Source organism: Rathayibacter sp. VKM Ac-2805, from assembly GCF_009834265.1.
Lineage (GTDB): Bacteria > Actinomycetota > Actinomycetes > Actinomycetales > Microbacteriaceae > Rathayibacter.
Window position 1 is genome coordinate 3,373,711 of the sequence record NZ_CP047185.1, and the last position, 21,445, is coordinate 3,395,155.

Below are 21,445 nucleotides of genomic sequence, written 5' to 3' on the forward strand. Positions count from 1 at the left end.
AGGCGGCCCCTCCCCCGCGCCGTCCTTCCTCCGCAGCGGCTCCTATTCGCAGGCGGCCCAGACCGCCGCGAGCCCCTGGCCGCCGCCGATGCACATGGTCTCGAGGAGGTGGCGGCCGCCGGTGCGCACGAGGTGCCGGGAGCCGGTGGCGAGCATCCGCGCCCCGGTCGCGCCGACCGGGTGGCCGAGCGAGATGCCGGAGCCGAGCGGGTTGGTCCGCTCCCAGTCGTCCTCGGTGAAGCCCCACTCGCGGCTCACCGCGAGGACCTGGGCGGCGAAGGCCTCGTTGAGCTCGATCAGGTCCATGTCGGCGAGCGAGAGGCCGGCGCGCTGGAGGGCCCGCGCCGTCGCGGCGACGGGGGCGATCCCCATCCGCTCCGGCTCGACGCCCGCGCGCGCCCACGAGACCAGCCGGACGAGGGGGCGCAGGCCCAGCTCGGCGGCGCGCTCGGGGGTGGTGACGATGCACGCCGCGGCCGCGTCGTTCTGGCCGGAGGCGTTGCCCGCGGTGACGGTGGCCTCGGGATCGACGTCGCGCCGCACGGGCGAGAGCCGGGCCAGCGCCTCGAGCGTCGTGTCGGCGCGGGGCCCCTCGTCGTGGTCGACGACGGTGACGGCGCCCCGGCGGCCCGGGACGGAGACGGAGACGATCTCCTCGGCGGAGTAGCCCGCCTCCGCCGCCGCGACCGCCCGGCGGTGCGAGCGCAGCGCGAGGGCGTCCTGCTCGTCGCGGGGGATGCGGTACTCGCGGCGGAGGTTCTCCGCCGTCTCGATCATGCCGCCGGGGATCGGGTGGTGGCGCCCGCCCGCGGTCTCGCGGCCGCGGCCGAGCGCGTCCCGGAGGAGCAGCCCGTTCGTGCCCGGCACGCCCCACCGGGCGTCGACCGAGTACAGCGGCGCCGAGCTCATGGAGTCGACCCCGCCCGCGAGGCAGAGGTCGCTGACGCCCGTCTGGATCTGCATGGCCGCATCCAGCACCGCCTGGAGGCCGGAGCCGCAGCGCCGGTCGACCTGCGACCCGCCGACCGTCACCGGCAGCCCCGCGTCGAGAGCGGCGACCCGGCCGATCGGCGGCGCCTCGGCCGTCGGGTAGCCCTGGCCGAGGATCACGTCGTCGACGTCCCCGCCGTCGAGCCCGGCCCGCTCGACGATCGCCAGGAGAACGGTCGCGGCGAGCTCCGCCGGCGCGACCGAGCGCAGTGCCCCGCCGAAGCGGCCGATGGGCGTGCGCAGCGGCTCGCAGACCACGACCTCGCGCAGCAGCGTCATCGTGCCGCCTCCGCGAGGGCGACGATCAGCGGTGCCCCGGTCGCGGCCTCGACCTCGGCGACGCTCACTCCGGGGGCGGTCTCGCGCAGGACGAGCCCCTCCTCGGTGACGTCGATCACGGCGAGATCCGTGATGATCCGGTCGACGACCCTCCGCCCGGTGAGCGGGAGGAGGCACTCGGGCACGATCTTGTGCTCGCCCGTCTTCGTCACGTGCTCCATCAGCACGATGACGCGGTCGGCGCCGTGGACGAGGTCCATCGCCCCGCCCATGCCCTTGACCATCCGGCCGGGCACGGCCCAGTTGGCGATGTCGCCGTGCGCCGAGACCTGCATGGCGCCGAGGACGGCGACGTCCACGCGGCCGCTCCGGATCATGGCGAAGCTCTGCGCGGAGTCGAAGTAGGCGGCGCCGGGCTCGACCGTGATCGTCTCCTTGCCCGCGTTGATGAGGGTCGGATCCTCCTCGCCCTCCCACGGGTAGGGGCCCACGCCCAGCACGCCGTTCTCGGAGTGCAGGGTCACCGTGACTCCGGCGGGGATGTGGTTCGGGATGAGCGTGGGCAGCCCGATGCCGAGGTTGACGTACGCGCCGTCGGTGAGCTCGAGGGCCGCGCGGGCGGCCGTCTCGTCGCGGGTGAGCGGGGTCATGCGCGGTCCTCCTCTCGCGAGGCGCGGGGCCTCACGGTGCGCTTCTCGATCGGCAGGTCGGCGGCCTCCTCGGGCGAGAGCTCGACGATGCGGTCGACGTAGATGCCGGGCAGGTGGATGTCGTCGGGGTCGAGCTCGCCCGGCTCGACGAGCTCGCCGACCTCGGCGATCGTGATCCGCCCCGCCATCGCGGCCGGCGGGTTGAAGTTGCGGGCCGACTTCGAGAAGACGAGGTTGCCGTGGCGGTCGCCGCGGGCGGCGCGGACGAGGGCGAAGTCGGTGACGATGGCCTCCTCGAGCACGTACTGCGTCGGCTTCCCGAGCGACTCGAAGACGCGGACCTCCTTGGGGTCGCTGCGCACGAGCACGCTCCCGTCGGCGGCGTAGCGCCAGGGGAGCCCGCCCTCGGCGACCATCGTGCCGACGCCGCTAGCGGTGTAGAACGCGGGGATGCCGCTGCCGCCCGCCCGGAGGCGCTCGGCGAGCGTGCCCTGCGGGGTCAGCTCGACCTCGAGCTCGCCGCCGAGGTAGCGCCGCGCGAAGTCCTTGTTCTCGCCGATGTAGGAGGCGGTGACGCGGTCGATCCGGCCCGCGGAGAGCAGCTCGCCGAGTCCCCAGCCGTCGACGCCGCAGTTGTTCGAGACGACCGAGAGCCCGCGCGTGCCCTGGGCGAGCAGCGCGCGGATCAGCACGATCGGCACGCCGACCAGGCCGAAGCCGCCCACGGCGATCGAGGCCCCGTCGGGGATGTCGGCGACGGCCTCCGCCGCGCTCGTCCTGCCCTTGTCCAGCGTCATCGTCGGTCCTCTGCTTCGTCGTCGGTGGTCGTGGCGGCGGCCGGCTCGTCCGGTCCTCCGTCGGCGTCGAGGTCGGCCAGGACCGCCCGGAGCCGCGCGAACGCGGCGTTGGCGGCCGGCAGTCCCGCGTAGAGCGCGGTGTGCAGCAGCACCTCCGCGATCTCGGCGCGGGTGACGCCGTTGCGGAGGGCTCCGCGCAGGTGCATCGGGATCTCGTCCTCGGCGCGGAGGGAGACCAGCGCGGCGAGCGTGATCATGCTGCGCTCGCGGCGGCCGAGCCCGGGCCTCGTCCAGACCTCGCCCCAGGCGTACCGGGTGAGGAACTCCTGGAAGTCGGCGGTCTCGGGGGTGATGCGGGCGGCGGCCGCGTCGACGTGCGCGTCGCCGAGCACCGCCCGCCGGGTCGTGCCGCCGAGGGAGGCGCGGCGGGAGACGATCGCCGCCAGCCGCTCGGGCGCCTCGTAGCCGGGGAGGTGGCCGACGCCGTCGAGCACCTCGACGCGGGCGCCGGGCATCGCCTCGGCCTGCTCCCGGATGCTCGCGAGCGGCAGGGCGGCGTCGAGTGCGCCGGCCACCAGGAGCACGTCGCGGGCGGCGGCGAGGCCCGACGGGTGGGCGAGGGCCTCGCAGCAGAGGGCGTACGACTCGTCGTCGACGTCCACCAGCTCGCCCAGAGCGGCGCCGACGGTGTCCGGGGAGGACCGGACGAACGCGGGCGCGAACCAGCGCTCGGCGCTGAGCGTCACCAGGGACGCGGTGCCGCTCCGTCGCGCTGTCCCGGCCCGGTCCGCCCAGCCGTCGGGCGTTCCGATGCGCGGCGCCGAGCAGATCGCGGTGACGGAGGCGAGCCGCTCGGGGGCGTCGACCGCGAGCCCGAGGCCGATCGCGCCGCCGAGCGAGATGCCCGCGTAGTGGAAGGCGCCGCCGCCGGCCGCGTCGACGAGGCCGAGGACCGCCTCCGCCAGCTCGGCGATCGAGAACGGCGCGGTCGCGGCGGGGCTCCGGCCGTGGCCGGGGAGGTCGAAGCGGAGGATCCGGAACGAGCGGGCGAGCTCGGGGAGCGCCGCCTCCCAGAGCCGGGTGGTCGTGCCCAGCGAGGGGCCGAGCACGAGCAGGGGCGCGTCGCTGCGGAGGGACGTGGTGGCCGTGGTGAGGCCGGAGAGCACGGGGACGGTCATGGTGCGGTCTCTCCCTCGGGGGCGGCCGCGGAGTCGCGGACCGTGGCGAAGCCGGCGATCGCCGCGTCGATCCAGGCGCCGGTGACGCCCGGCGAGGAGGAGGGCTCGAAGGCCCGGGCGACGCGCTCCTGGAGGGCCTCGTCCGGGCCGAGCAGGCCCGAGACGACGACGCGGAGCGGGCGGCCGGTCGCGGCGCTCTCCCGCGAGGCCCGTCCGAGAAGGGCGAACGCCTCCGCCCGCCCGAGGCGCTCGCCGAGCAGCGTCGCGACGTCCTCGCTGAACACGGAGCCGTCGCCGGAGACGAGGTGCTCGCGCATGGCGTCGGCGCGCACCTCGAGCGAGGCGACCAGGTCCGCGGCGCCCGTGACCGCGCCGAGCGCCGCCTCCTGGAGCTGCTGCAGCGGACGCCACTCGGCGTGCCACGCGCCGCTCGGCCGCTGGTCCTCGGCGGCGAGCGCCGCGAAGAGCGAGCCGACGAGCCCGGGGGCCTGCCGGGCTGCGGCGACGACCAGGACCGCGCCGATCGGGTTGCGCTTGTGCGGCATGGCCGAGGAGCCGCCCTCGCCCGCTCCGAGGCTCTCGCCGAGCTCGGCGGTCTCGGTGCGGGCGAGCAGGGTGACGTCGAGGGCCACGGCGCCCGCGGCTCCGGCGGCGAGCCCGAGTGCGGAGGCCAGCTCGACGACGGGGGTGCGGTCGGTGTGCCAGACGGCGGCCGGTGCGCGGAGTCCGAGGCGGTCGGCGTATCCGGCGACCACGCGGAGGGTCCGCTCGACGGCGTCGGCGGGGGAGGTGCGCTCGCCGACGATCGCCACGATCGCCACGAGCGCCGCGAGGGTTCCGACCGCTCCGCCGAGCTGGGCGGGCAGGGCGGCCCGGGTGCGCCGGACGGCGGCGAGGGCCGAGGTGACCGCGCCGAGGCGTTCGGCGGAGACGGCTCCGAAGACGGTGGGGGCGGCGTGCTGACCGAGCGTGCGGCCGACCATCGGCGTCGCCCGGTGCCGGTCGGCGAGCGCCGCCAGAGCGTCGCCCAGCCGGACGAGCTCCTCGTCGATCCGCTCGAGGACGGCCGCGGCGCGGACCATCACGGCCGTGTCGACGACGTCCTGGCTGGTAGCGCCCAGGTGGAGCGAGGCGCCGGAGCCGGGGGAGGCGGCCTCGGCGGCGGCGCGGAGGCGCGGCACGAGGGGGATGACCGGGTTGCCGCCCGCTCGGGCCTCCTCGGCGACGGCGTCGAGCTGCTCCAGCACCGCGGATCGGATCTCCTCCGCGTGCGGAGAGAGGTCGGCGTCGACCACTCCCTCCTCCCGGAGGGCGGCCGCGAGGGCGAGCTCGGCGTCGATCATCGCGCCGAGCAGCGCCTCGTCGCCGGTCAGCTCACGGATCGCGGGCGAGGCCAGCGGGTCGACGAGGCTCCGACGCTCAGCCATCGAGTCCTCCCGAGAGGTCGAGGAAGACGGTCTCGCCCTCGCCCTGCAGCCGGATGTCGAACCGCACGACCGGCAGGCCGGTCGCCGCGCCCTCCTCGACGACGAGCAGGGTGCGCCGGCGGGCCGGCTCGAGCGCGCGGAGGAGCGCGTCCTCGCCCGCGAAGTAGGCGCGGGTCCCGAGGTGGTGGGTGACGCCGCGGGCGAAGACGGTGACGACGACGAAGGACGCGCCTCCCTCCGCTGCCCCCGGTCGGAGCGTGGTGAAGGCGTACTCGCCGGCGCGGGTGGTGGCCGTGCGGCCGAATCCCGTGAAGGCGATCCCGTCGCGCAGGAGGCTGCCGCGCTCGCGGGGGATGCGGCCCTCCGCGTCGCGCTGCCAGATCTCGACGACCGCGTCGGGGACGGGCTCGCCCGCGCCGTCGGTGATCGTGCCGCGCAGGCGGATCGCTCCGGGGTGCGTCGCCGCGACGAGCTCCGGCCCGCCGTCGTAGGGCAGCGCGTAGCCGAAGAAGGGGCCGACCGTCTGCGACGGCGTGGGTGCGAGCTCAGGCATCGTCGTCCTCCGCTTCGAGGGGGGTCGACCGCGCCCCGGTGAGCACGACGTCCCAGCGGTAGCCGAGCGAGGACTCGGGCGTGCTCGCCTCGTGGTCGTAGCTGCCGACGAGCCGCTCGCGCGCCGCCGGGTCGGTGATCGACTGCAGGATCGGGTCGAGCGGGAAGAGCGGATCGCCGGGGAAGTACATCTGCGTGATCAGGCGCTGCGTGAACGCGGTGCCGAAGAAGGAGAAGTGGATGTGCGCGGGCCGCCAGGCGTTCCGGTGGTTGCGCCACGGGTAGGCGCCGGGCTTGATCGTCGTGAAGCGGTAGCCGCCGTCCGGCCCGGTGATGAGCCTGCCGACCCCGGTGAAGTTCGGGTCGAGCGGCGCCGGGTGCTGGTCGCGCTTGTGCACGTAGCGGCCCGAGGAGTTGGCCTGCCAGAGCTCGACGAGCTGCCCGGCCACCGGCCGCCCGTCGCCGTCGAGCACACGGCCCGACACGGTGATCCGCTCGCCGAGGGGCTCGCCCGTGTGCTGGATCGTCAGGTCGCTCTCGTACTCGTCGACGTCGGTGTGGCCGAACGCCGGCGAGGTGAGCTCGATCTCCTCCGGATCGGCGCGCACCAGCTCGTGCGTCGGGTGCCGGAGGGCGGTGCTCCGGTACGGCGGGTAGTCGCGGCGCGGGTGCACCTCGGCGGCGCCGCCCGAGCGGACGCGGTCGCGCGCCTCCTGCTCGATCGCGGCGATCTCAGCCGAGACGGCGGCCTGGCCGAGCGGCTCCGGCGCGCTCACAGCGGCAGTCCCGTGTACTGCTCCGCGAGCGAGCGCTGGGCGTGCACCGAGCCGATCACGTAGTCGAGGCGCCCGAGCTGCGCGCGGAAGTCGAACTCGCCGCCCGCCTCGAGGGTCGGCCGGTGCAGCAGCTCGGTCATCCACACCGAGAACTGCTGGACCCGCCACTGGCGGGCGAGGGCGGCCGCCTCGTAGCCCTCCAGCAGCGTCTCGTCGCCCCCGTCGGCCGCGATCAGGCCGCGCACCAGCAGGACGACGTCGGCGATGGCCGAGTTCAGACCCTTGGCTCCCGTCGGCGGGACGATGTGGCCCGCGTCCCCGACGAGGAACAGGCGGCCGTGGGCGAGGCGGGACGAGACGAAGCTCCGCATCGGAGTGATCGACTTCTCGGTGATCGGCCCCTCCTGCAGGGTCCAGCCCTCGACGCCCAGGCGCTCCTGCAGCGCCGCCCAGATGCGCTCGTCCGGCCAGGCCGCGATGTCGTCGTCGGGGTCGACCTGGAGGTAGAGGCGCGAGACCGAGGGGCTGCGCATCGAGTGCATGGCGAAGCCGTCGGGGTGCAGCGCGTAGATGAGCTCGTCGGTCGACGGCGCGACGTCGGCGAGGACGCCGAGCCAGGCGTAGGGATAGGCGCGGTCGAGCTCGGCGCGCTCGGCCGCCGGGATGCTGGGGCGGCTGATCCCGTGGAAGCCGTCGGCCCCCACGATGTACGCCGCCTCGAGCCGGTGCTCCTCGCCGTCGTGCGTGAAGGTCACGGACGGCCGATCGCTCTCGAGGTCGTGCAGCGCCACGTCGGAGACGCCGTAGCGGACGTCCGAGCCCTCGGCCTCGTGCGCGGCGACGAGGTCCTTGACCACCTCCTGCTGGCCGTAGACCGTGACGGTCCGGCCGATCAGCTCGTCGAAGTCGACGTGGTGGCGCCGGCTGACGCCCTGCGCATCCGGGCCCTGGAGGTAGATGCCGCTGTGCTGCATCCCCTCGCGCGCCAGGCGCTCGCCGAGGCCGAGACCGGTGAGCACGTCGACCGAGCTCTGCTCGAGCACGCCGGCGCGGATGCGCGAGAGGACGTAGTCGCGCGAGCGGTTCTCGAGGACGACGGAGTCGATGCCGGCGCGCCGGAGCGCCCAGCTGAGCAGCAGGCCCGCGGGCCCGGCGCCGATGACGGCGACGCGTGTGGTGGGAGTGGGCACGGGGTTCCTCGCGACGGTAACAGGGACACCACGATGCTCGGGGCCGGACCGGTCGCGGGGAGCGGGGTTTCCATCCAGTGGAAGGAACGTGCTCGAGCCCGCCTGGGGAGGAGCCTCGCCGGACGCGCTCACGCGACCACCGAGCGCCGGTAGCCGAGCGCCCGGCTCACTCCGGCCGCAGCGGCGCGCACCTCGCGCTCGAGGAGGTCGTCCGGCCGCGGATCCGAGCCCGTGACCACCGAGAGCGCGGCGACGACGCGGGAGGCGCGGTCGCGGATGGGAGCAGCCACCGAGCTCGTCCCCGCCGTCATCTCCTCGGAGGAGAGCGCGACGCCGCAGTGCCGGATCTCGGCCAGCCGCCGGCGCAGCGTCTCGGGCGAGGTCACCGTGCGCGGGAGGAAGCGCGGGAGGTCGCGGGCGACGTACTCCTCGAGGTCCTCGGCCGGGGCGTGCGCGAGGAGCACCAGTCCGACTCCGGTCGCGTGCAGGGGCAGGCGCGCCCCGACGCTCGAGACCACGGGCACCGCGCGGTGCGCCGACAGCTTCTCGATGTAGAGCGCCTCGGCGCCGTCGAGCACGGCGAGGTGGACGTGCTGGTGGGTCGCCTCGTACAGGTCCTCGAGGAACGGCAGGGCGATCGCGCGGAGCGACCGGGTCGCGGGAACGCGGGTCCCGAGCTCCCACAGGCGCAGGCCCAGCGTGTACCGGCCGTCGTCGCGGCGCGCGAGCCCGCCCCACTCCACGAGCTCGGCGAGCATCCGGTGCACGGTCGACAGCGGCAGGCCCGTCCGCTGGGCGATCTCCGAGAGGCTGAGCGAGGCCCGCGCCACGGGCTCGGCGAACACGTCGAGGATGGACAGCAGCCTCGACGCCACCGACACCGGCGCGGTCACGGCCTCAGTCCACGGCCGAGAGGACGAGCGCGGAGCCCTGGCCGCCGCCGCCGCAGATGCCCGCGGCGCCGATCGAGCCGGGTCCGAGCGCGGCGAGCCGGCGGGCGAGGTGGCCGACGATCCGGGCGCCGGACGCGCCGATGGGATGTCCGAGAGCGATCGCGCCGCCGTGCGGGTTCACCAGGGCGGGATCCACGCCGAGGTCGGCGGTCGACTGCACGGCCACCGCGGCGAAGGCCTCGTTGATCTCGACCGCGGCGAGGTCCGCGACGCTCCACGGCGTCCGCTCGAGGGCGCGGAGGATCGCCGCGGAGGGCTGCGAGTGCAGGGTGAGCCGGGGGCCGGCGACCATCGCGGCCGCCTCCACGCGGGCGAGCGGGACGAGGCCGCGGCGTCGCGCCTCCGACTCCTCCATCAGCACGAGGGCGGCGGCGCCGTCGGTGATCTGCGAGGAGTTGCCCGCCGTGATCGTGCCGCCGGCGGCGAACGCGGGGCGGAGGGCGCCGAGCGTCTCGACCGTGCTGTCGGGGCGCACGCCGTCGTCCGCCGACACGACCGCTCCGTCGCGGCCGTGCGTGGTGAGCGGAGCGATCTCCTCGGCCAGCACGTCGGCCGCGGCCGCCGCCCGGGCGTGCGAGGAGGCGGCGAACGCGTCCTGCTCGGCGCGGCCGAGGCCGAGCCGTCCGTTCTCCTCCTCGGTCGACGCTCCCATCGAGCGGCGCTCGAACGCGTCGCTCAGGCCGTCGACCTCCATCGTGTCCAGCATCGCCACCTCGCCGAAGCGGCGGCCGCGGCGAGAGCCCGGCCAGACGTGCGGGGCGAGCGACATCGACTCCTGGCCCCCGGCGACCGCGACGTCGACCTCGCCGAGCACGATGCGGCGCGCCGCGTCGGCGACCGCCTCCGCCCCCGAGAGGCAGACGGCGTTCAGCGTCAGGGCCGGGACGTGCAGCGGGACGCCCGCACCCCGGGCGGTCTGCCGTGCCGGGTTCTGGCCGGCCCCGGCCTGCAGCACCTGGCCCATCAGCACGATCTCGACGTCGTCGGGCGAGACGCCCGAGCGCGAGAGGGCCGCGGCGACGGCGTGGGCGCCGAGCTCCGTGGCGGGAAGGGAGGCGAAGCGGCCGAGGTACCGCGCGAACGGGGTCCGGGCGTAGCCGACGACGACGGCGCGGCGGGTGGGCGTGGTGATCATCGGCGATCCTCCGGTCGAGCAGGGCTGCCTTCATCCTCGCCGTGCGGATCGCGCCTGCGAAGACGCGATCGGTGATGCCGCGCTTCGTCCCCGTGGATGCGCTCGAGCCACTTCTGTTCTTCTTCGTCATGGTGTTGTCTGTTTCCTGCACAAGTGCGATTCCGCACGACCCGACGGAGAGGACGACGATGTTCCTGGAAAGAGAGCTCATCCAATCGGTGGGCTTCGCGAACGTCCGCGAGGGCGACGAGGTGACGGGCTTCCGCCTCCATCTGCGCATGCCCTCGTACCGCGGCCTGGCCGCCAGCCTGATCGACGGGGTCTCGGTGCGCGTCGACGACGTGGTCGACGTCGGCCACGACACTCCGCTCTGGCGGTTCGACGGCCGGGACATCGGCATCGACGAGCTCCGGCGGAGCGACGGCCTGCGCTGGCAGCTCGAGGAGCCCGGCGTCGTGACCGTGCCGCACCCCGGCGGTCTCGCCCCCGGCGTCCACGAGGTCGAGGTGGAGCTGCTCCTCCGCGCCTCCTACATCCCGATCGAGCACCAGCCGTCGCGGTACCGCAGCACCAGGAAGGTGACGATCGTCCGATGAGCGCAGACACTCCCGGCTTCCAGTACGGAGTCAGCCTCTACAGCTTCATGGGCGACTACGGCACCGTCCTCGGCCTCGAGGAGGCGCTCACCGTCGTCGCCGACCTCGGCGCGACCGGCGTCGAGATCCTCGGCGAGGGCCACGTCCCCGGCTACCCCGAGCCCACCACTGCCTGGATCGACGCGTGGTTCGCGTCCCTCGAGCGGCACCGCCTCGAGCCGACCAACTACGGCTCCTGGATCGACACCCGGCTCCACCGCGACCGTGACATGACGGTCGAGGAGGGGACCGCGATCCTCACGCGCGATCTGCGGCTCGCGTCGAGGCTCGGCTTCCGCTTCGTCCGCCCCAAGATCGGGGTCGTCTCGAGCGATCTCGTCCCCCACCCGATCTGGACCGAGGTCGTCGAGCGCAGCCTGTCCACGGCCGAGGAGCTCGACGTCGTGATCTGCCCCGAGATCCACTCGCCGACCCCGATCAAGCACCCCGTCGTCGACGACTACCTGGCCTTCATCGAGCGCACCGGCACGAAGCACTTCGGCCTGCTCATCGACACCGGGATCTTCCAGGACCGGCCGATCCCCCTCCGCCCGGGCGAAACCCGCGAGACGCGTCCCGCCTTCCTCGACGGGATCGGCGTGGATCCGCGCGACCTGCTCGACGTCATCGACCACGTCGTCTTCGTGCAGGCCAAGTTCCACGACATCGACGACGACCTCGTCGATCAGAACATCCCCTGGCGCCCCGTGCTCCAGGCGCTCAAGGACGGCGGCTACACGGGCTACCTCTCGAGCGAGTACGAGGGAGACCGGGACCCGTGGCGCTCGATCGAGCAGCTGCGCCGACAGCACGCGCTGATGCGCGGGATCGAGGCGACGCTGGAGGGATGACGCCGCGCTACCGTGGGGGCGGCGCATCGACGCGCCCCGAGGAGGAACCATGAGCACCCGATCAGGGGCACAGGACGTCCGGGCATGAGCACCGGGCGGATGAGTCCGCGACCCGACATGAACCTCCTCGTGGTGCTCGACGCCCTCCTCGCGGAGCGCAGCGTCACCCGCGCCGCGCAGAGCCTGGGCCTCAGCCAGCCGGCGGTGAGCGCCTCCCTCGCGCGGCTGCGGATCCACTTCGACGACCAGATCCTCACCCGTGACGGCAACACCTACCGCCTCACGCCCCTCGCCATCCGGCTGATCGATCAGACCAGCTCGGCCCTCGAGGCGACGCGAATGGTCTTCTCGACCGCCGCGCTCTTCGACCCCGCCACGTCGCCGCGCGAGTTCCACCTCTACGGCTCGGACTACTCGTTCGGAATCGTCGGCAGCCGCGTCTCGATCGCGGTGCGCGACGCGGCTCCGCACGTGCGGTTCCGCTTCTCCCTGCACAACCCCTCGATCGTCGAGGACCCGATGAACACACTCCGCAACGTCGACGGGATGCTCCTCCCCCGCGGCTTCGCGAGCGACCTGCCGTCGATGGACCTCTACGAGGACGACTGGCTCGCCGTGGTCTGGGCGGGCAACGACTCCGTCGGCGACGCGCTGACCCTGGAGGACCTGCACCGGCTGCCGTGGGTGTTCACCTACAAGACCCGCAGCGCCTTCACCGCCGCGTCCCGCCAGCTCGAGACGATCGGCATCGAGCCGCGGGTCGACGTCGTGGTCGAGGGGTTCCTGGCGCTGCCCTATTTCATCGTCGGGACGGACCGGATCGGGATCGTGCAGAAGCGCCTCGCCGACCGCATGCTCTCGGCCGGTGACCTCCGCGTGCTGCCGCTGCCGTTCGAGGCGCTCCGGCTCTCGGGAGCGCTGTGGTGGCATCCGATGCACAACGACGACCCGGGTCACCAGTGGATGCGGCAGCAGTTCCGCCGGCACGGGCGGGTGCTCGAGGAGGAGTGACGCGGGGTCGCGACCCCGGTCGCGCCGGGTCACTCCACCCGCGGCCACCCGCTCGTGAGGGAGGCCTCGATCGCCCGGTGCCGGAAGGAGTACAGCGTTCCGCGGTCGACGATCCCCCGCACGGTGTCGAGGCGCTGCGCCGTCGTCCCGAGCTCCGCGGCCTTCGCCAGTCCGAGGGCGCGCGCGATCCGGGTGAGCGTCCTCTGCTCCGGGGGGAGCGCCGCCATCGCCTCGAGGAACGCGCGCTCCCGCGGAGGGAGGCGGCCGAGGATCCTCTCGACGTGAGCGGAGGCCTCGCGCTGCGCCCCGCGCCAGCCGGAGACGACCTGCTCCCGCGTGATCAGGGTGCCGCTGCCGGCGTACCAGGCGCTCTCGCCGGCGAGCTGGAACAGGAAGGGCTCGCCGCGGCAGAGGTCGACGATCGCCGCGACCGCCTCCGCATCCATGCGGATCCGGTCCGATCCCCCGCGGCCGTCCGGCACAGCCCACCCGGGCAGGACGAAGTCCTGCAGGGCCGCCACGATGTCCTCGTCGTCGATCGCGGTGAGCACCGTGGTCTTGAAGCGGCGCGCGAAGGTTGCGCCCTTCTGCGCGCCCGCCCTGTCCTCGAAGTCCGGCAGACCGGTGAGGTACACGGCGAGGGGGAGGGAGCGCGTCGCCGTGACGCCTCCGGGCAGCTCGACGGACACCTCGTGGGTGACGGCGTCGCCGAGGGCGATGAGGAGCTGCGACAGGGCGCCCTCGTCAGCGATGTTCTGCACCTCGTCGAGGTGGATCAGGACGACGACCTCGCGCGCGATCGCGGCCCGTCCCACCTCCACGAGCAGATCGGTCAGTGCGCGGTGCGGCTCCGGCCCCTCCTGACCGCGGAGGGTGAGGGAGAGGCCCGACGCGGCGACGGACTGCACCCGCTCGAGGATCGTCGCGATGCGCTTCTCGCGAGCGGTGGGCAGACCGGCGGCGTCGGCCAGCTCGAGCAGTGCCGCCGCGGTGAGCTTCAGCGGGTCGGCGCCCGACGGGATCCGGAGCTGCGGAGTCACCCAGTCGCCGCGCTCGGCGGCGTCCTGGGCGATGCGGCGGACGAGGGAGGACTTGCCGAGACCCGGCTCGCCGAGCACGGTGCGGCCGCGCTCGGGCAGGCCGCGGAGCAGGCGCGGTCGGAGGATGTCGCGCCAGTCGCTCAGCTGGGCCGTCCGGCCGGCCCAGATCTCGGGGACGGTGTCGGCACCGGGGCTGAACGGATTGTCGAGGGAGTCGCGCACGGCGGTAACATTACCAGCGTGGCTGGCGTCGATAATGTTACCAACCGGTCTGATGACGCCTCCGGAACCCTCCGCGGATCAGCCCGCGGATCAGCCCGCGGAGCGCGCCCGAGCCGCGGGGGACCCCGGCCGGCGCCGGGCCCGCGCCAGCGGCGGCACCGGCTGAGCCGCTCCGACCACGGTCGTGATCGTCCCGAGCCGGTCCACGGTCATCGTCACCTTGTCTCCCGCCCGCAGCGGAGGCGGCGTCAACGATCCCGCCCGGCCCCACAGCTCCGCCAGGCAGCCAGTGCCCGCCGTCCCCGACCCGAGCACGTCGCCCGCCGCGAGCCGCGAGTCGCGGGACGCGTAGGCGACCAGCTCCGCGAACGGCCAGCCCATGTCGGCGAGCGTGTCGCGGCCGATCTCGACGCCGTTGACCGAGACGGTCATCGTCAGATCGAGGAACCCCTCCGCGTCGTGCCGCTCCGCCACCTCGTCGGCGGTCGTGATCCACGGGCCGAGCGTGCTGCCGAAGTCCTTGCCCTTGCAGGGCCCCAGGCGCACCTTCATCTCGCGGGCCTGGACGTCGCGGGCCGACCAGTCGTTGAAGACCGCGTAGCCGAAGATCCGCTCGTGGGCGGCGGCCGCGTCGAGCGAGCGCGACGGCCCGGTGCCCCCGATGACGGCCGCGACCTCGAGCTCGAAGTCGAGGCGCTCGGAGGCGGGCGGCACGAGCTCCTCGCCGGTCGCGAGCAGAGTGTGCGGATTGGTGAAGTAGAAGGTCGGCGCCTCGTACCACTCGGGGACCACGCCCTCGGAGGAGTCGATGCTCCGGACGACGCCCTCGACGTGCTCCTCGAAGGCCACGAAGTCGCGGACGCTCGGCGGGTCCAGCGGAGTCCGCAGGCGCACGGCCGACAGCGGCTCGCCGTCGCCGGAGACCAGCGAGGCGCCGCGGCGCAGCGCCTCCGGGAGACCGCCGCGGACGACGTCGAGCACGGTGAGCCCGTCCGCGAAGGCGATCACGCGGTCGTCGACGACGAGCCCCTCGGCGGAAGCGCCGTCGGACCCGATCCAGCGCGCGAGCCTCATCGCGGCACCGCGGGACCGGAGAGCAGCGCCTCCGCGTTCCCGCCGAGCACCGCCTCGAGCGTCGGCGAGTCGAGCGCTTCCCGCGCCGCCCCGACCGGGTCCTCGACGCCCATGTCGAACGGGTAGTCCGATCCGAGCAGCACCCGGTCGGCTCCGGCGACCTCGACGAGGGCGCGCAGCTGCGAGGGCGAGTGGGTCAGCGAGTCGAACCAGAGGCGGCGCAGGTAGCTGGACGGCGGGTGCTCGCACGAGCGGGCCTCGGGGCGCACGCGCCAGCCGTGGTCGCTCCGGCCGATCGAGGTGGGGAGGTAGCCGCCCGCGTGGGCCGCGACGATCCGCAGGTCCGGGAACCGGTCGAGGACGCCTCCGAAGATCAGGTGCGACAGCGCGATCGCGTTCTCGGCGGGCTGGCCGACGATGTTCGAGAGGTAGTGCTCGTCGATCCGCTCGTCGAGGGTGCAGCCGAAGGGGTGCAGGAACAGCACGGCGCCCGTCTCGGACGCGCGGGCCCAGAACGGGTCGAGTCGCGGATCCGAGAGCTCGACGCCGTTCGCGGTGGAGGAGATCTCGACGCCGGCGAGCCCGCGTCCGAGCGCGTCGTCCAGCAGGTCGACGCAGAGCTCCGGGTGCTGCGCGGCGACCAGCCCGAGTCCGCGGAGCCGGGTGGGCGCCTGCGCGACCAGCTCGGCCACGAGGCGGTTCGCCTCCCGCGCCGACCAGTCGGCCAGCGCCGCGTCCGCCCAGGGGTAGTAGTGGGAGGGCGACGGGGAGACGACCTGCACGTCGACTCCGGTCTCGTCCATGTCGGCGAGGCGGCGCTCGAGCACGGTGAGACGCCCGAAGCGGGAGCGGATCATGCCGCCCGAGACGGCGAGCGACTCCGGTCCCTGGCGGCGCGCGTCGAGCGCCTGCGCGGCGGCGATGCCGTCGGGGTCGCGCGCGGCGACCGCGGCCTGGAGCCCGGGGAGCAGGACGTGCGCGTGGACGTCGACGACGCTCATGCCGGCTGCCCCACGACGGCGGCGACGCGGCGCATCAGCCCGGGGACGTCGGCTCCGCGGTCGTGCGCGAAGAGCCAGTCGCACAGCTGCACCGAGGCCTCGACGACCTGGCGGGCGCGGTCGAGGCGGCGGGCGGTGAAGGCCTGGAAGACCGACTCGTCGACGGTGTCCGCGGCGAGCAGCAGCTCCGAGAGCACCAGGGCGTCCTCGAGGGCCATCGCGGCGCCCTGGGCGACGGTGGGCGGGCAGGAGTGGGCGGCGTCGCCGATGACCACGACGCGGCCGCGGTTCCACGGCCCGTCGATGAGGTGGCTGGTGAACCAGGTGTAGTTGACCCGGGAGCTGTCGTCGATGCTCTCGCGCACCTCGTCCCAGGGCCCGTGGTACGCCCGGGCGAGCTCCTTCATCGTCGCGACCTGCTCCTCCGCGGAGAGCAGCTGGCGCTCCTGCGCGTCCTCGACGAGGTAGGCGTACATCCGGTCCTCGCTCGTCGGGCAGTAGCCGGCGATGTAGCAGGGGCCGCCGTACACGAGGTCGGTGTGGGTGACCTCGGCGGGGCGCGGCACGAAGGCGCGCCAGATGCCCATGCCGTTGCGCTGCGGAGTCGTCTCGATGCCGATCATCGAGCGGACCGCGGAGTGCAGGCCGTCGGCGCCGATCACGAGGTCGTAGCGGTCGCTGACGCGCTCCCCGCCGACGGTGGAGTGGAGGGTGACGGCGTCGCCGTGGTCGTCGAGCGCGTCCACGCGGGTCGACCAGCGGACGCGGGCGCCGAGCTCCTCGGCCCGCGCGAGCAGGATCCGCGCCAGCTCGGGGCGGTACATCCCGATCGTCGCGGGGAATTCCGGGCCGCCGGTCTTCGCGTCCGGGATCAGCGCGACCACCGTGGCCTGCGGATCGGGTGCGCGCAGGCCCAGCACGTCGGCCGGGTAGGAGCGCTCGAGCACCTCGTCCCAGACGCCCAGCCGGGCGAGGGTGCGGCAGGCGTTGCCCTGGATCGTGATGCCCGACCCGGTGTCGGAGAGGCCGTCGCGCGAGTCGAGGAGGTCGACGTCGACCCCTCCCTCGCGCAGGAGGATCGCGGCGGCGAGACCGGCGAAGCCGGCCCCGACGATGCCGACGGAGGAGAGTGCTGGCATGACCGGCTCCTTCAGAGTGGTGGTGCGGAGGCGACGAGCGCCGGGGAGGTGGGGCTACTTCAGGGCGATCGGGTTGACCGGGGCTCCGACGGCGCCCGTGAACGGGATAGGGGCGGCGACGAGGAGGAACTCCCAGACTCCATCCGCGCGGCAGTCGGCCGCGAGTGCGTCGAGGTCCCACATCTCGCCGATGGTGAGGCCCATGTTCGGGATGGCGACCTGGTGCAGCGGCTGGAAGGCCTCGTCGAACTCGTTCGGGCGGACCTCGAAGCCCCAGGTGTCGGTGGCGACCGCGGCGACGTCGCGCTCGCGCAGCCAGCCCGCGGTGGTGAAGGAGAGGCCGGCGCTCGGGCCGCCCGCGTACCCGTTCCAGCCCTCGCGCCTGGCGCGGGCGAGGCGTCCGGTGCGGACGAGCAGCAGGTCGCCCTCGCCGACGCGGGAGCTCGCTCCCTGCGCGGCGATCGTGCGCTCGAGGTCGGCGACGGTGATCGCGTAGCCGTCGGGCAGCTCGCCGCCCTCGCCGATCGCGCTGCCGACGTCGAGGAGCACGCCGCGGCCGTTGAGCAGGGCGCTCACGTGCTCGATCCCGGTCACTGCGTCGCCCTCGCTCGTGACGACCCGGCCGGCGGCGCGGCCGTTCCAGGCCTTCCCGCGGTCGAAGATGTGGCCGAGGCCGTCCCACTGGGTGGAGGCCTGGAGCGGCATGGCGACCACGTCGTCCGCTCCGCCGATGCCGTGCGGGAAGCCCTGGTCGCCGAACTCGGCGTCCAGGCCCGTGTCGAGCATCGTGTGCACGGGGTTCGTGCGGCGGCGCCAGCCGTTCTGCGGTCCCTCGGAGTCGAAGCGCTGCGAGAGGCTGAACGCCGCGCCGCGAGTGACGAGGCGGGCCGCGGCCAGGCGGCGCTCGTCGGTGATGAGGTTCGCGGTGCCGACGCGGTCGTCCTCGCCCCAGCGGCCCCAGTTGCGGTGGGCCTCGGCGGAGCGGCGGACCTCCTCGGCGGGGTCGCTGCGGTCGAGATCCGCCGGGTCGCGGGTCGGCGGGGTCGTCATCGGGGCTGCTCCGCCACGCAGGTGAAGCGCTGCGTGCCGAGACCGGTCACCGAGCCCTCGAGGCGGTCGCCGGCCTTGAGGAAGATCCCGCGCGCCTGGCCGTTGCCGGCCGGGCTGCCCGTGAGCAGTAGGTCGCCGGGGAGGAGGGGGATCGTCTGCGAGGCGGCCGAGATCAGCCGCGGGATGTCGAAGAGGAGGTCGCTCGTGTCGGCGTCCTGCATCGTCTCGCCGTTGAGGTCGAGCCGCAGCTCGAAGGGGGCGTCCGCGAACTCGGAGGCGGGCACGGCGAACGGGCCGGTCGGATTGAAGCCGGGCGAGTTCTTCGCGCGGAACCAGTCGGTGCCGATCTCGGGCATGTCCTTGCGGAAGATCAGGTCGCGGGTGCTCACGTCGTTCACGATCGTGTAGCCCCAGACGTGGTCCATGGCGTCCTCGGGGGAGACGTGGAACGCCTCCGTGCCGATGATCACGGCGAGCTCGAGCTCCCAATCGTGGCGCTCGCTCGCGGCGGGCAGCACCAGGTCGGAGTCGGCGGCGACCACGGTCTGCGGCAGCCCGATGAAGAAGTAGGGCTCGCCGTGCGCGGCGCGGGCGTCCATCATCGCAGCGGCCTCGGCGCGGACCTGCTCCACGGGACGGGGATCGTCGGGCGAGCGGTGGCCGACGACCAGCCCGATGACGTGGGTGCGGTAGTTGGCGCCGGTCTGCAGCAGCTGGCGCGGGGCGACGGGGGCGAGGAGCTCGACCTCGTCGAGGGCGAGGCCCTCGGAGTGCCCGGGAATCGCGCGGACCGCCTGCTCGAGTTCGGCCCAGCGGGCGAAGACGTCGTTCACGTCGGCCGCACCCAGCTGAGCCAGGTCGACGCGGTGCACCCGCCCCTCGGAGACGACGCCCAGATCGGTGGAGCCGCCGGCGGCGGCAGGGCCGCCGGGAGCGCGGTAGCGCACCAGGCCGAATCGGACGTGGGCGTCCTCGGGTCGCAGCGTCATCGGTGACGGTCCTTCCGGTCCTGCGGCGTCGTCGCCGCTTCCTCACTCTGACGCCGGCCGGGGGGATCCGCCAGATCGATTCGACGATGCCGCCCATCGATCGGACGGATGCGCGACGGCATCGGCGCGACTGATGCGGACGATAGCCAACTGCGGGTTCCCTGATGCGCTCGGACGTCGCGAGAGTGAGGTCACGCCGCGTCGACGCTCGTCCCGGCCGCCGACGACGCTCACCAGCTCAGGAAAGGATCAACGATGATCAAGCTGCTCTCCCATCTCTCGTTCGTGACCATCACCGCCCCCGACGTCGAGGCGAGCGTGCGCTTCTACGAGGAGCAGGTCGGCCTCACGGTCGTCGACCGCACCGACGACGCCGTCTACCTCCGCTGCTGGGGCGACTACTACCGCTACAGCGTCGTGATCGTCGCCGGCGACGAGCCCTCGCTCGAGACCATGGCGTGGCGCACCTCCAGCGCCGAGGCCCTCGAGGAGGCTGCTCGTCGCATCGAGGAGGCCGGCTCCGCGGGCGAGTGGTTCGAGGGCGCCGGCATCGGCCGCGCCTACCGCTTCACCGGCCCCTACGGCCACTCGATGACCCTGCACTGGGACGTCGAGCACTTCCACGCCGAGGGCGACGCCGGCTCGATCTATCCCGACCGCCCGTCGCGCCGCAGCCGCCACCTCGGCGCGCCCCGCCAGCTCGACCACGTCACGATCGCCTCGCGCGACGTCGACGGTTTCGCGAAGTGGTACAACGACGTGCTCGGCTTCCGCATCATGGCGCGCACCGTCCTCGACGAGGCGCCGATCTCGGTCTTCTCGGTGCTGACCACCAACGAGAAGTCGCACGACCTGGGCGTCGTGCTGGACGGCTCCTCGCGCCCCGGCCGCGTCAACCACTACGCCTTCTGGGTCGACCAGCGCGAGGACCTCCTCCAGGCCGCCGACATCCTGATGGAGAACGGCGTGCCGATGGAGTACGGCCCCTCGATCCACGGCATCGGCGAGCAGAACTTCCTCTACTTCCGCGACCCGTCCACGCTCCGCATCGAGATGAACACGGGCGGCTACCGCAACTACGTGCCGGACTGGACGCCCAACACCTGGAAGCCCTCGCTCGGCTCGAACAACTTCTACCGCAACAGCGCCATGCCGATGTCGATGACGGAGTCGTTCCCGCCGGCCGACGGCCCGAGCGCGACCGAGGAGGGCGTGCCGGACGAGATCAAGGACGCGCTGCTCAACCCCTACAAGGTGCAGGGCCGCGGCTGATCCGCCTGCGCTGATCCGCCTGCGCTGAGCCACGCGCTGATTCGTCGGCTCCGAGCCGCGCGGCCGCCGAGCCTCAGGAGCGCCGCACCGCCGGGAGGGGGTGCGGCGCTCCTGCGCGTCGCCCGCCCGGGACGACGGCCGCCCGAGCACTCCGCGGAGCGCTCCCTCAGCGCTCGACCCGGACCGACCCACCGCTGTCGGCGGACCGGCGAGCGGCGTGCAGCACGTCGAGGCCGTGCACCGCGTCGTCGAGGGGCACGGGCGCGGGGCCGCCGTTCAGGTGCTCGGCGAGGCCGACGTAGAACGCCCGCCACTCCCCCGGCAGCGTCTCGACCGGCCGCGCCCCGTCCGCCGTGTGGAGGGAGCCCCACAGCTCGGCCCGCTCGATGCCGTAGCGCGCGTCGAGCGGATCCTCGCCCCGCCGCACCAGCGCGTCCTGCTGCCCGTCGAAGCCGTGCTTCTCGAGCGCACCGGCGAGCCCCTGCAGGCGGAACCGCGGCTGCTCGACACTGCTCACCATCGTCATCCGCAGGTGCGAGCGCATCCCGCCCGCATGCCGCAGCATCAGCAGCGCGTCGTCCGGCACGGCGCTCGCAGCCCGGCGGCGGCCGACCTCGGCGTACACGCGGTCGACCGGACCGAACAGCGCCACCGCCTGGTCGACGAGGTGGCTGCCGAATCCGCCGAGCACCCCGTCCACCCCGCTGGCCAGGGCCTCACCGCGCCACCCGGGGGCGGCTCCCTCGATCCACCGCGCGATCGTCGACTCGAAGAGCACCGGCTCGCCGACGAGGCCCTGCTCGAGGACCGAGCGGAGCGTCAGGAAGTCGCCGTCCCAGCGCCGGTTCAGGAAGGCGATCAGCGGGAGCCCGGTCTCCACCGCGCGAGCCGCGAGCAGGCGCGCACGCTCGGGGGTGTCGGCGAGCGGCTTCTCGACGACAGCGCCGATGCCGGCATCCAGCAGCGCGCTGACGTGCTCCACGTGCAGCCGGTCGGGCGTCGCCACGACGGCGACCGCGGGGCGGGGCCGGACGTCCGCCAGATCCTCGATCGAGCCGACGAGCGGCACACCGGTCGGGGCGGTGCGCTCCCGCCCCGGCGCCGAGTGGGCGACGACCGCCACGAGCTCGAGCCCGGGCACCGAGCGGATCAGCGGGAGGTGGATGCCGAGCCCGCTCATCCCCGCACCGACGACGGCGATCGGCACGCGTCCCCGGGCCCCTGCGACGGTCAT

At 74.0% G+C, this 21,445-nt stretch carries 21 protein-coding genes; 4 read left to right on the forward strand and 17 right to left on the reverse strand.

What is annotated here, in order from left to right; all coding sequences use genetic code 11:
• Nucleotides 1-42 precede the first annotated feature (42 nt).
• The 10 genes from GSU40_RS15805 to GSU40_RS15850 all read right to left on the reverse strand — a co-directional run bounded on the left by GSU40_RS15805 (nt 43) and on the right by GSU40_RS15850 (nt 9,927).
• The gene (locus GSU40_RS15805; RefSeq protein WP_244229516.1) at nt 43-1,269 is read right to left on the reverse strand and encodes an acetyl-CoA C-acetyltransferase; all 1,227 of its coding nucleotides are present in this window, start codon (nt 1,267-1,269) and stop codon (nt 43-45) included.
• Nucleotides 1,266-1,919 (reverse strand): CoA transferase subunit B, encoded by a 654-nt coding sequence (locus tag GSU40_RS15810; protein WP_104282555.1) that lies wholly within the window; start codon nt 1,917-1,919, stop codon nt 1,266-1,268. Before GSU40_RS15810 ends, GSU40_RS15805 begins: the two co-directional genes overlap by 4 nt.
• Nucleotides 1,916-2,710 (reverse strand): CoA transferase subunit A, encoded by a 795-nt coding sequence (locus GSU40_RS15815; protein ID WP_160036293.1) that lies wholly within the window; start codon nt 2,708-2,710, stop codon nt 1,916-1,918. Before GSU40_RS15815 ends, GSU40_RS15810 begins: the two co-directional genes overlap by 4 nt.
• 2 nt (nt 2,711-2,712) lie before the next feature.
• The gene (locus GSU40_RS17115) at nt 2,713-3,894 is read right to left on the reverse strand and encodes an alpha/beta fold hydrolase (protein ID WP_160035786.1); all 1,182 of its coding nucleotides are present in this window, start codon (nt 3,892-3,894) and stop codon (nt 2,713-2,715) included.
• Nucleotides 3,891-5,321, reverse strand: a complete 1,431-nt coding sequence (locus GSU40_RS15825; protein ID WP_160035788.1) for a lyase family protein — start codon at nt 5,319-5,321, stop codon at nt 3,891-3,893. Before GSU40_RS15825 ends, GSU40_RS17115 begins: the two co-directional genes overlap by 4 nt.
• Complete coding sequence (gene pcaG / locus GSU40_RS15830; protein WP_160035790.1) at nt 5,314-5,874, reverse strand: protocatechuate 3,4-dioxygenase subunit alpha; 561 nt, start codon at nt 5,872-5,874, stop codon at nt 5,314-5,316. The genes GSU40_RS15825 and pcaG overlap by 8 nt, the downstream gene beginning before the upstream one ends.
• Nucleotides 5,867-6,649, reverse strand: a complete 783-nt coding sequence (pcaH, locus tag GSU40_RS15835; RefSeq protein ID WP_160035792.1) for a protocatechuate 3,4-dioxygenase subunit beta — start codon at nt 6,647-6,649, stop codon at nt 5,867-5,869. Before pcaH ends, pcaG begins: the two co-directional genes overlap by 8 nt.
• Nucleotides 6,646-7,839: a 4-hydroxybenzoate 3-monooxygenase gene (locus tag GSU40_RS15840; RefSeq protein WP_160035794.1), complete on the reverse strand. Its 1,194-nt coding sequence runs from the start codon at nt 7,837-7,839 to the stop codon at nt 6,646-6,648. Before GSU40_RS15840 ends, pcaH begins: the two co-directional genes overlap by 4 nt.
• A 128-nt stretch (nt 7,840-7,967) precedes the next feature.
• Nucleotides 7,968-8,732 carry an IclR family transcriptional regulator gene (locus GSU40_RS15845; protein WP_160035796.1) on the reverse strand — a complete coding sequence of 255 codons (765 nt, stop codon included), beginning with the start codon at nt 8,730-8,732 and terminating at the stop codon, nt 7,968-7,970.
• A gap of 4 nt (nt 8,733-8,736) precedes the next feature.
• Nucleotides 8,737-9,927: an acetyl-CoA C-acyltransferase gene (locus GSU40_RS15850; protein ID WP_160035798.1), complete on the reverse strand. Its 1,191-nt coding sequence runs from the start codon at nt 9,925-9,927 to the stop codon at nt 8,737-8,739.
• A 188-nt stretch (nt 9,928-10,115) separates the two neighbouring features.
• Here GSU40_RS15850 and GSU40_RS17120 point away from each other — a divergent pair, with 188 nt between their 5' ends.
• The 3 genes from GSU40_RS17120 (at nt 10,116) to GSU40_RS15860 (ending at nt 12,424) form a co-directional block, all read left to right on the forward strand.
• The gene (locus GSU40_RS17120) at nt 10,116-10,523 is read left to right on the forward strand and encodes a DUF6379 domain-containing protein (protein WP_244229517.1); all 408 of its coding nucleotides are present in this window, start codon (nt 10,116-10,118) and stop codon (nt 10,521-10,523) included.
• The gene (locus GSU40_RS15855) at nt 10,520-11,413 is read left to right on the forward strand and encodes a TIM barrel protein (RefSeq protein WP_244229518.1); all 894 of its coding nucleotides are present in this window, start codon (nt 10,520-10,522) and stop codon (nt 11,411-11,413) included. Before GSU40_RS17120 ends, GSU40_RS15855 begins: the two co-directional genes overlap by 4 nt.
• Before the next feature lie 99 nt (nt 11,414-11,512).
• On the forward strand, nt 11,513-12,424 hold the full coding sequence (locus tag GSU40_RS15860) for a LysR family transcriptional regulator (RefSeq protein ID WP_244229519.1): 912 nt from the start codon (nt 11,513-11,515) through the stop codon (nt 12,422-12,424).
• Between the two features lie 29 nt (nt 12,425-12,453).
• On the opposite strand, the gene GSU40_RS15865 is transcribed toward GSU40_RS15860, so the two are convergent.
• From GSU40_RS15865 to GSU40_RS15890, 6 genes are all read right to left on the reverse strand, one after another.
• A complete protein-coding gene (locus GSU40_RS15865) occupies nt 12,454-13,686 on the reverse strand; it encodes an AAA family ATPase (RefSeq protein ID WP_160035800.1) in 1,233 nt (410 codons plus the stop codon).
• Between the two features lie 90 nt (nt 13,687-13,776).
• Nucleotides 13,777-14,760 (reverse strand): fumarylacetoacetate hydrolase family protein, encoded by a 984-nt coding sequence (locus GSU40_RS15870; protein ID WP_160035802.1) that lies wholly within the window; start codon nt 14,758-14,760, stop codon nt 13,777-13,779.
• Nucleotides 14,757-15,761, reverse strand: coding sequence for an amidohydrolase family protein (locus tag GSU40_RS15875; protein ID WP_160035804.1), 1,005 nt, complete (start codon nt 15,759-15,761; stop codon nt 14,757-14,759). The genes GSU40_RS15870 and GSU40_RS15875 overlap by 4 nt, the downstream gene beginning before the upstream one ends.
• Complete coding sequence (locus tag GSU40_RS15880) at nt 15,758-16,900, reverse strand: FAD-dependent monooxygenase (RefSeq protein ID WP_104328258.1); 1,143 nt, start codon at nt 16,898-16,900, stop codon at nt 15,758-15,760. The genes GSU40_RS15875 and GSU40_RS15880 overlap by 4 nt, the downstream gene beginning before the upstream one ends.
• 54 nt (nt 16,901-16,954) lie before the next feature.
• Nucleotides 16,955-17,950, reverse strand: a complete 996-nt coding sequence (locus GSU40_RS15885; RefSeq protein ID WP_104328259.1) for a cyclase family protein — start codon at nt 17,948-17,950, stop codon at nt 16,955-16,957.
• Complete coding sequence (locus tag GSU40_RS15890; RefSeq protein ID WP_104352505.1) at nt 17,947-18,939, reverse strand: fumarylacetoacetate hydrolase family protein; 993 nt, start codon at nt 18,937-18,939, stop codon at nt 17,947-17,949. The genes GSU40_RS15885 and GSU40_RS15890 overlap by 4 nt, the downstream gene beginning before the upstream one ends.
• Nucleotides 18,940-19,194: 255 nt before the next feature.
• Here GSU40_RS15890 and GSU40_RS15895 point away from each other — a divergent pair, with 255 nt between their 5' ends.
• Nucleotides 19,195-20,211 (forward strand): VOC family protein, encoded by a 1,017-nt coding sequence (locus tag GSU40_RS15895; protein WP_104282542.1) that lies wholly within the window; start codon nt 19,195-19,197, stop codon nt 20,209-20,211.
• Between the two features lie 166 nt (nt 20,212-20,377).
• Here GSU40_RS15895 and GSU40_RS15900 read toward each other — a convergent pair whose 3' ends face one another.
• A complete protein-coding gene (locus tag GSU40_RS15900) occupies nt 20,378-21,445 on the reverse strand; it encodes a Gfo/Idh/MocA family oxidoreductase (protein ID WP_160035806.1) in 1,068 nt (355 codons plus the stop codon).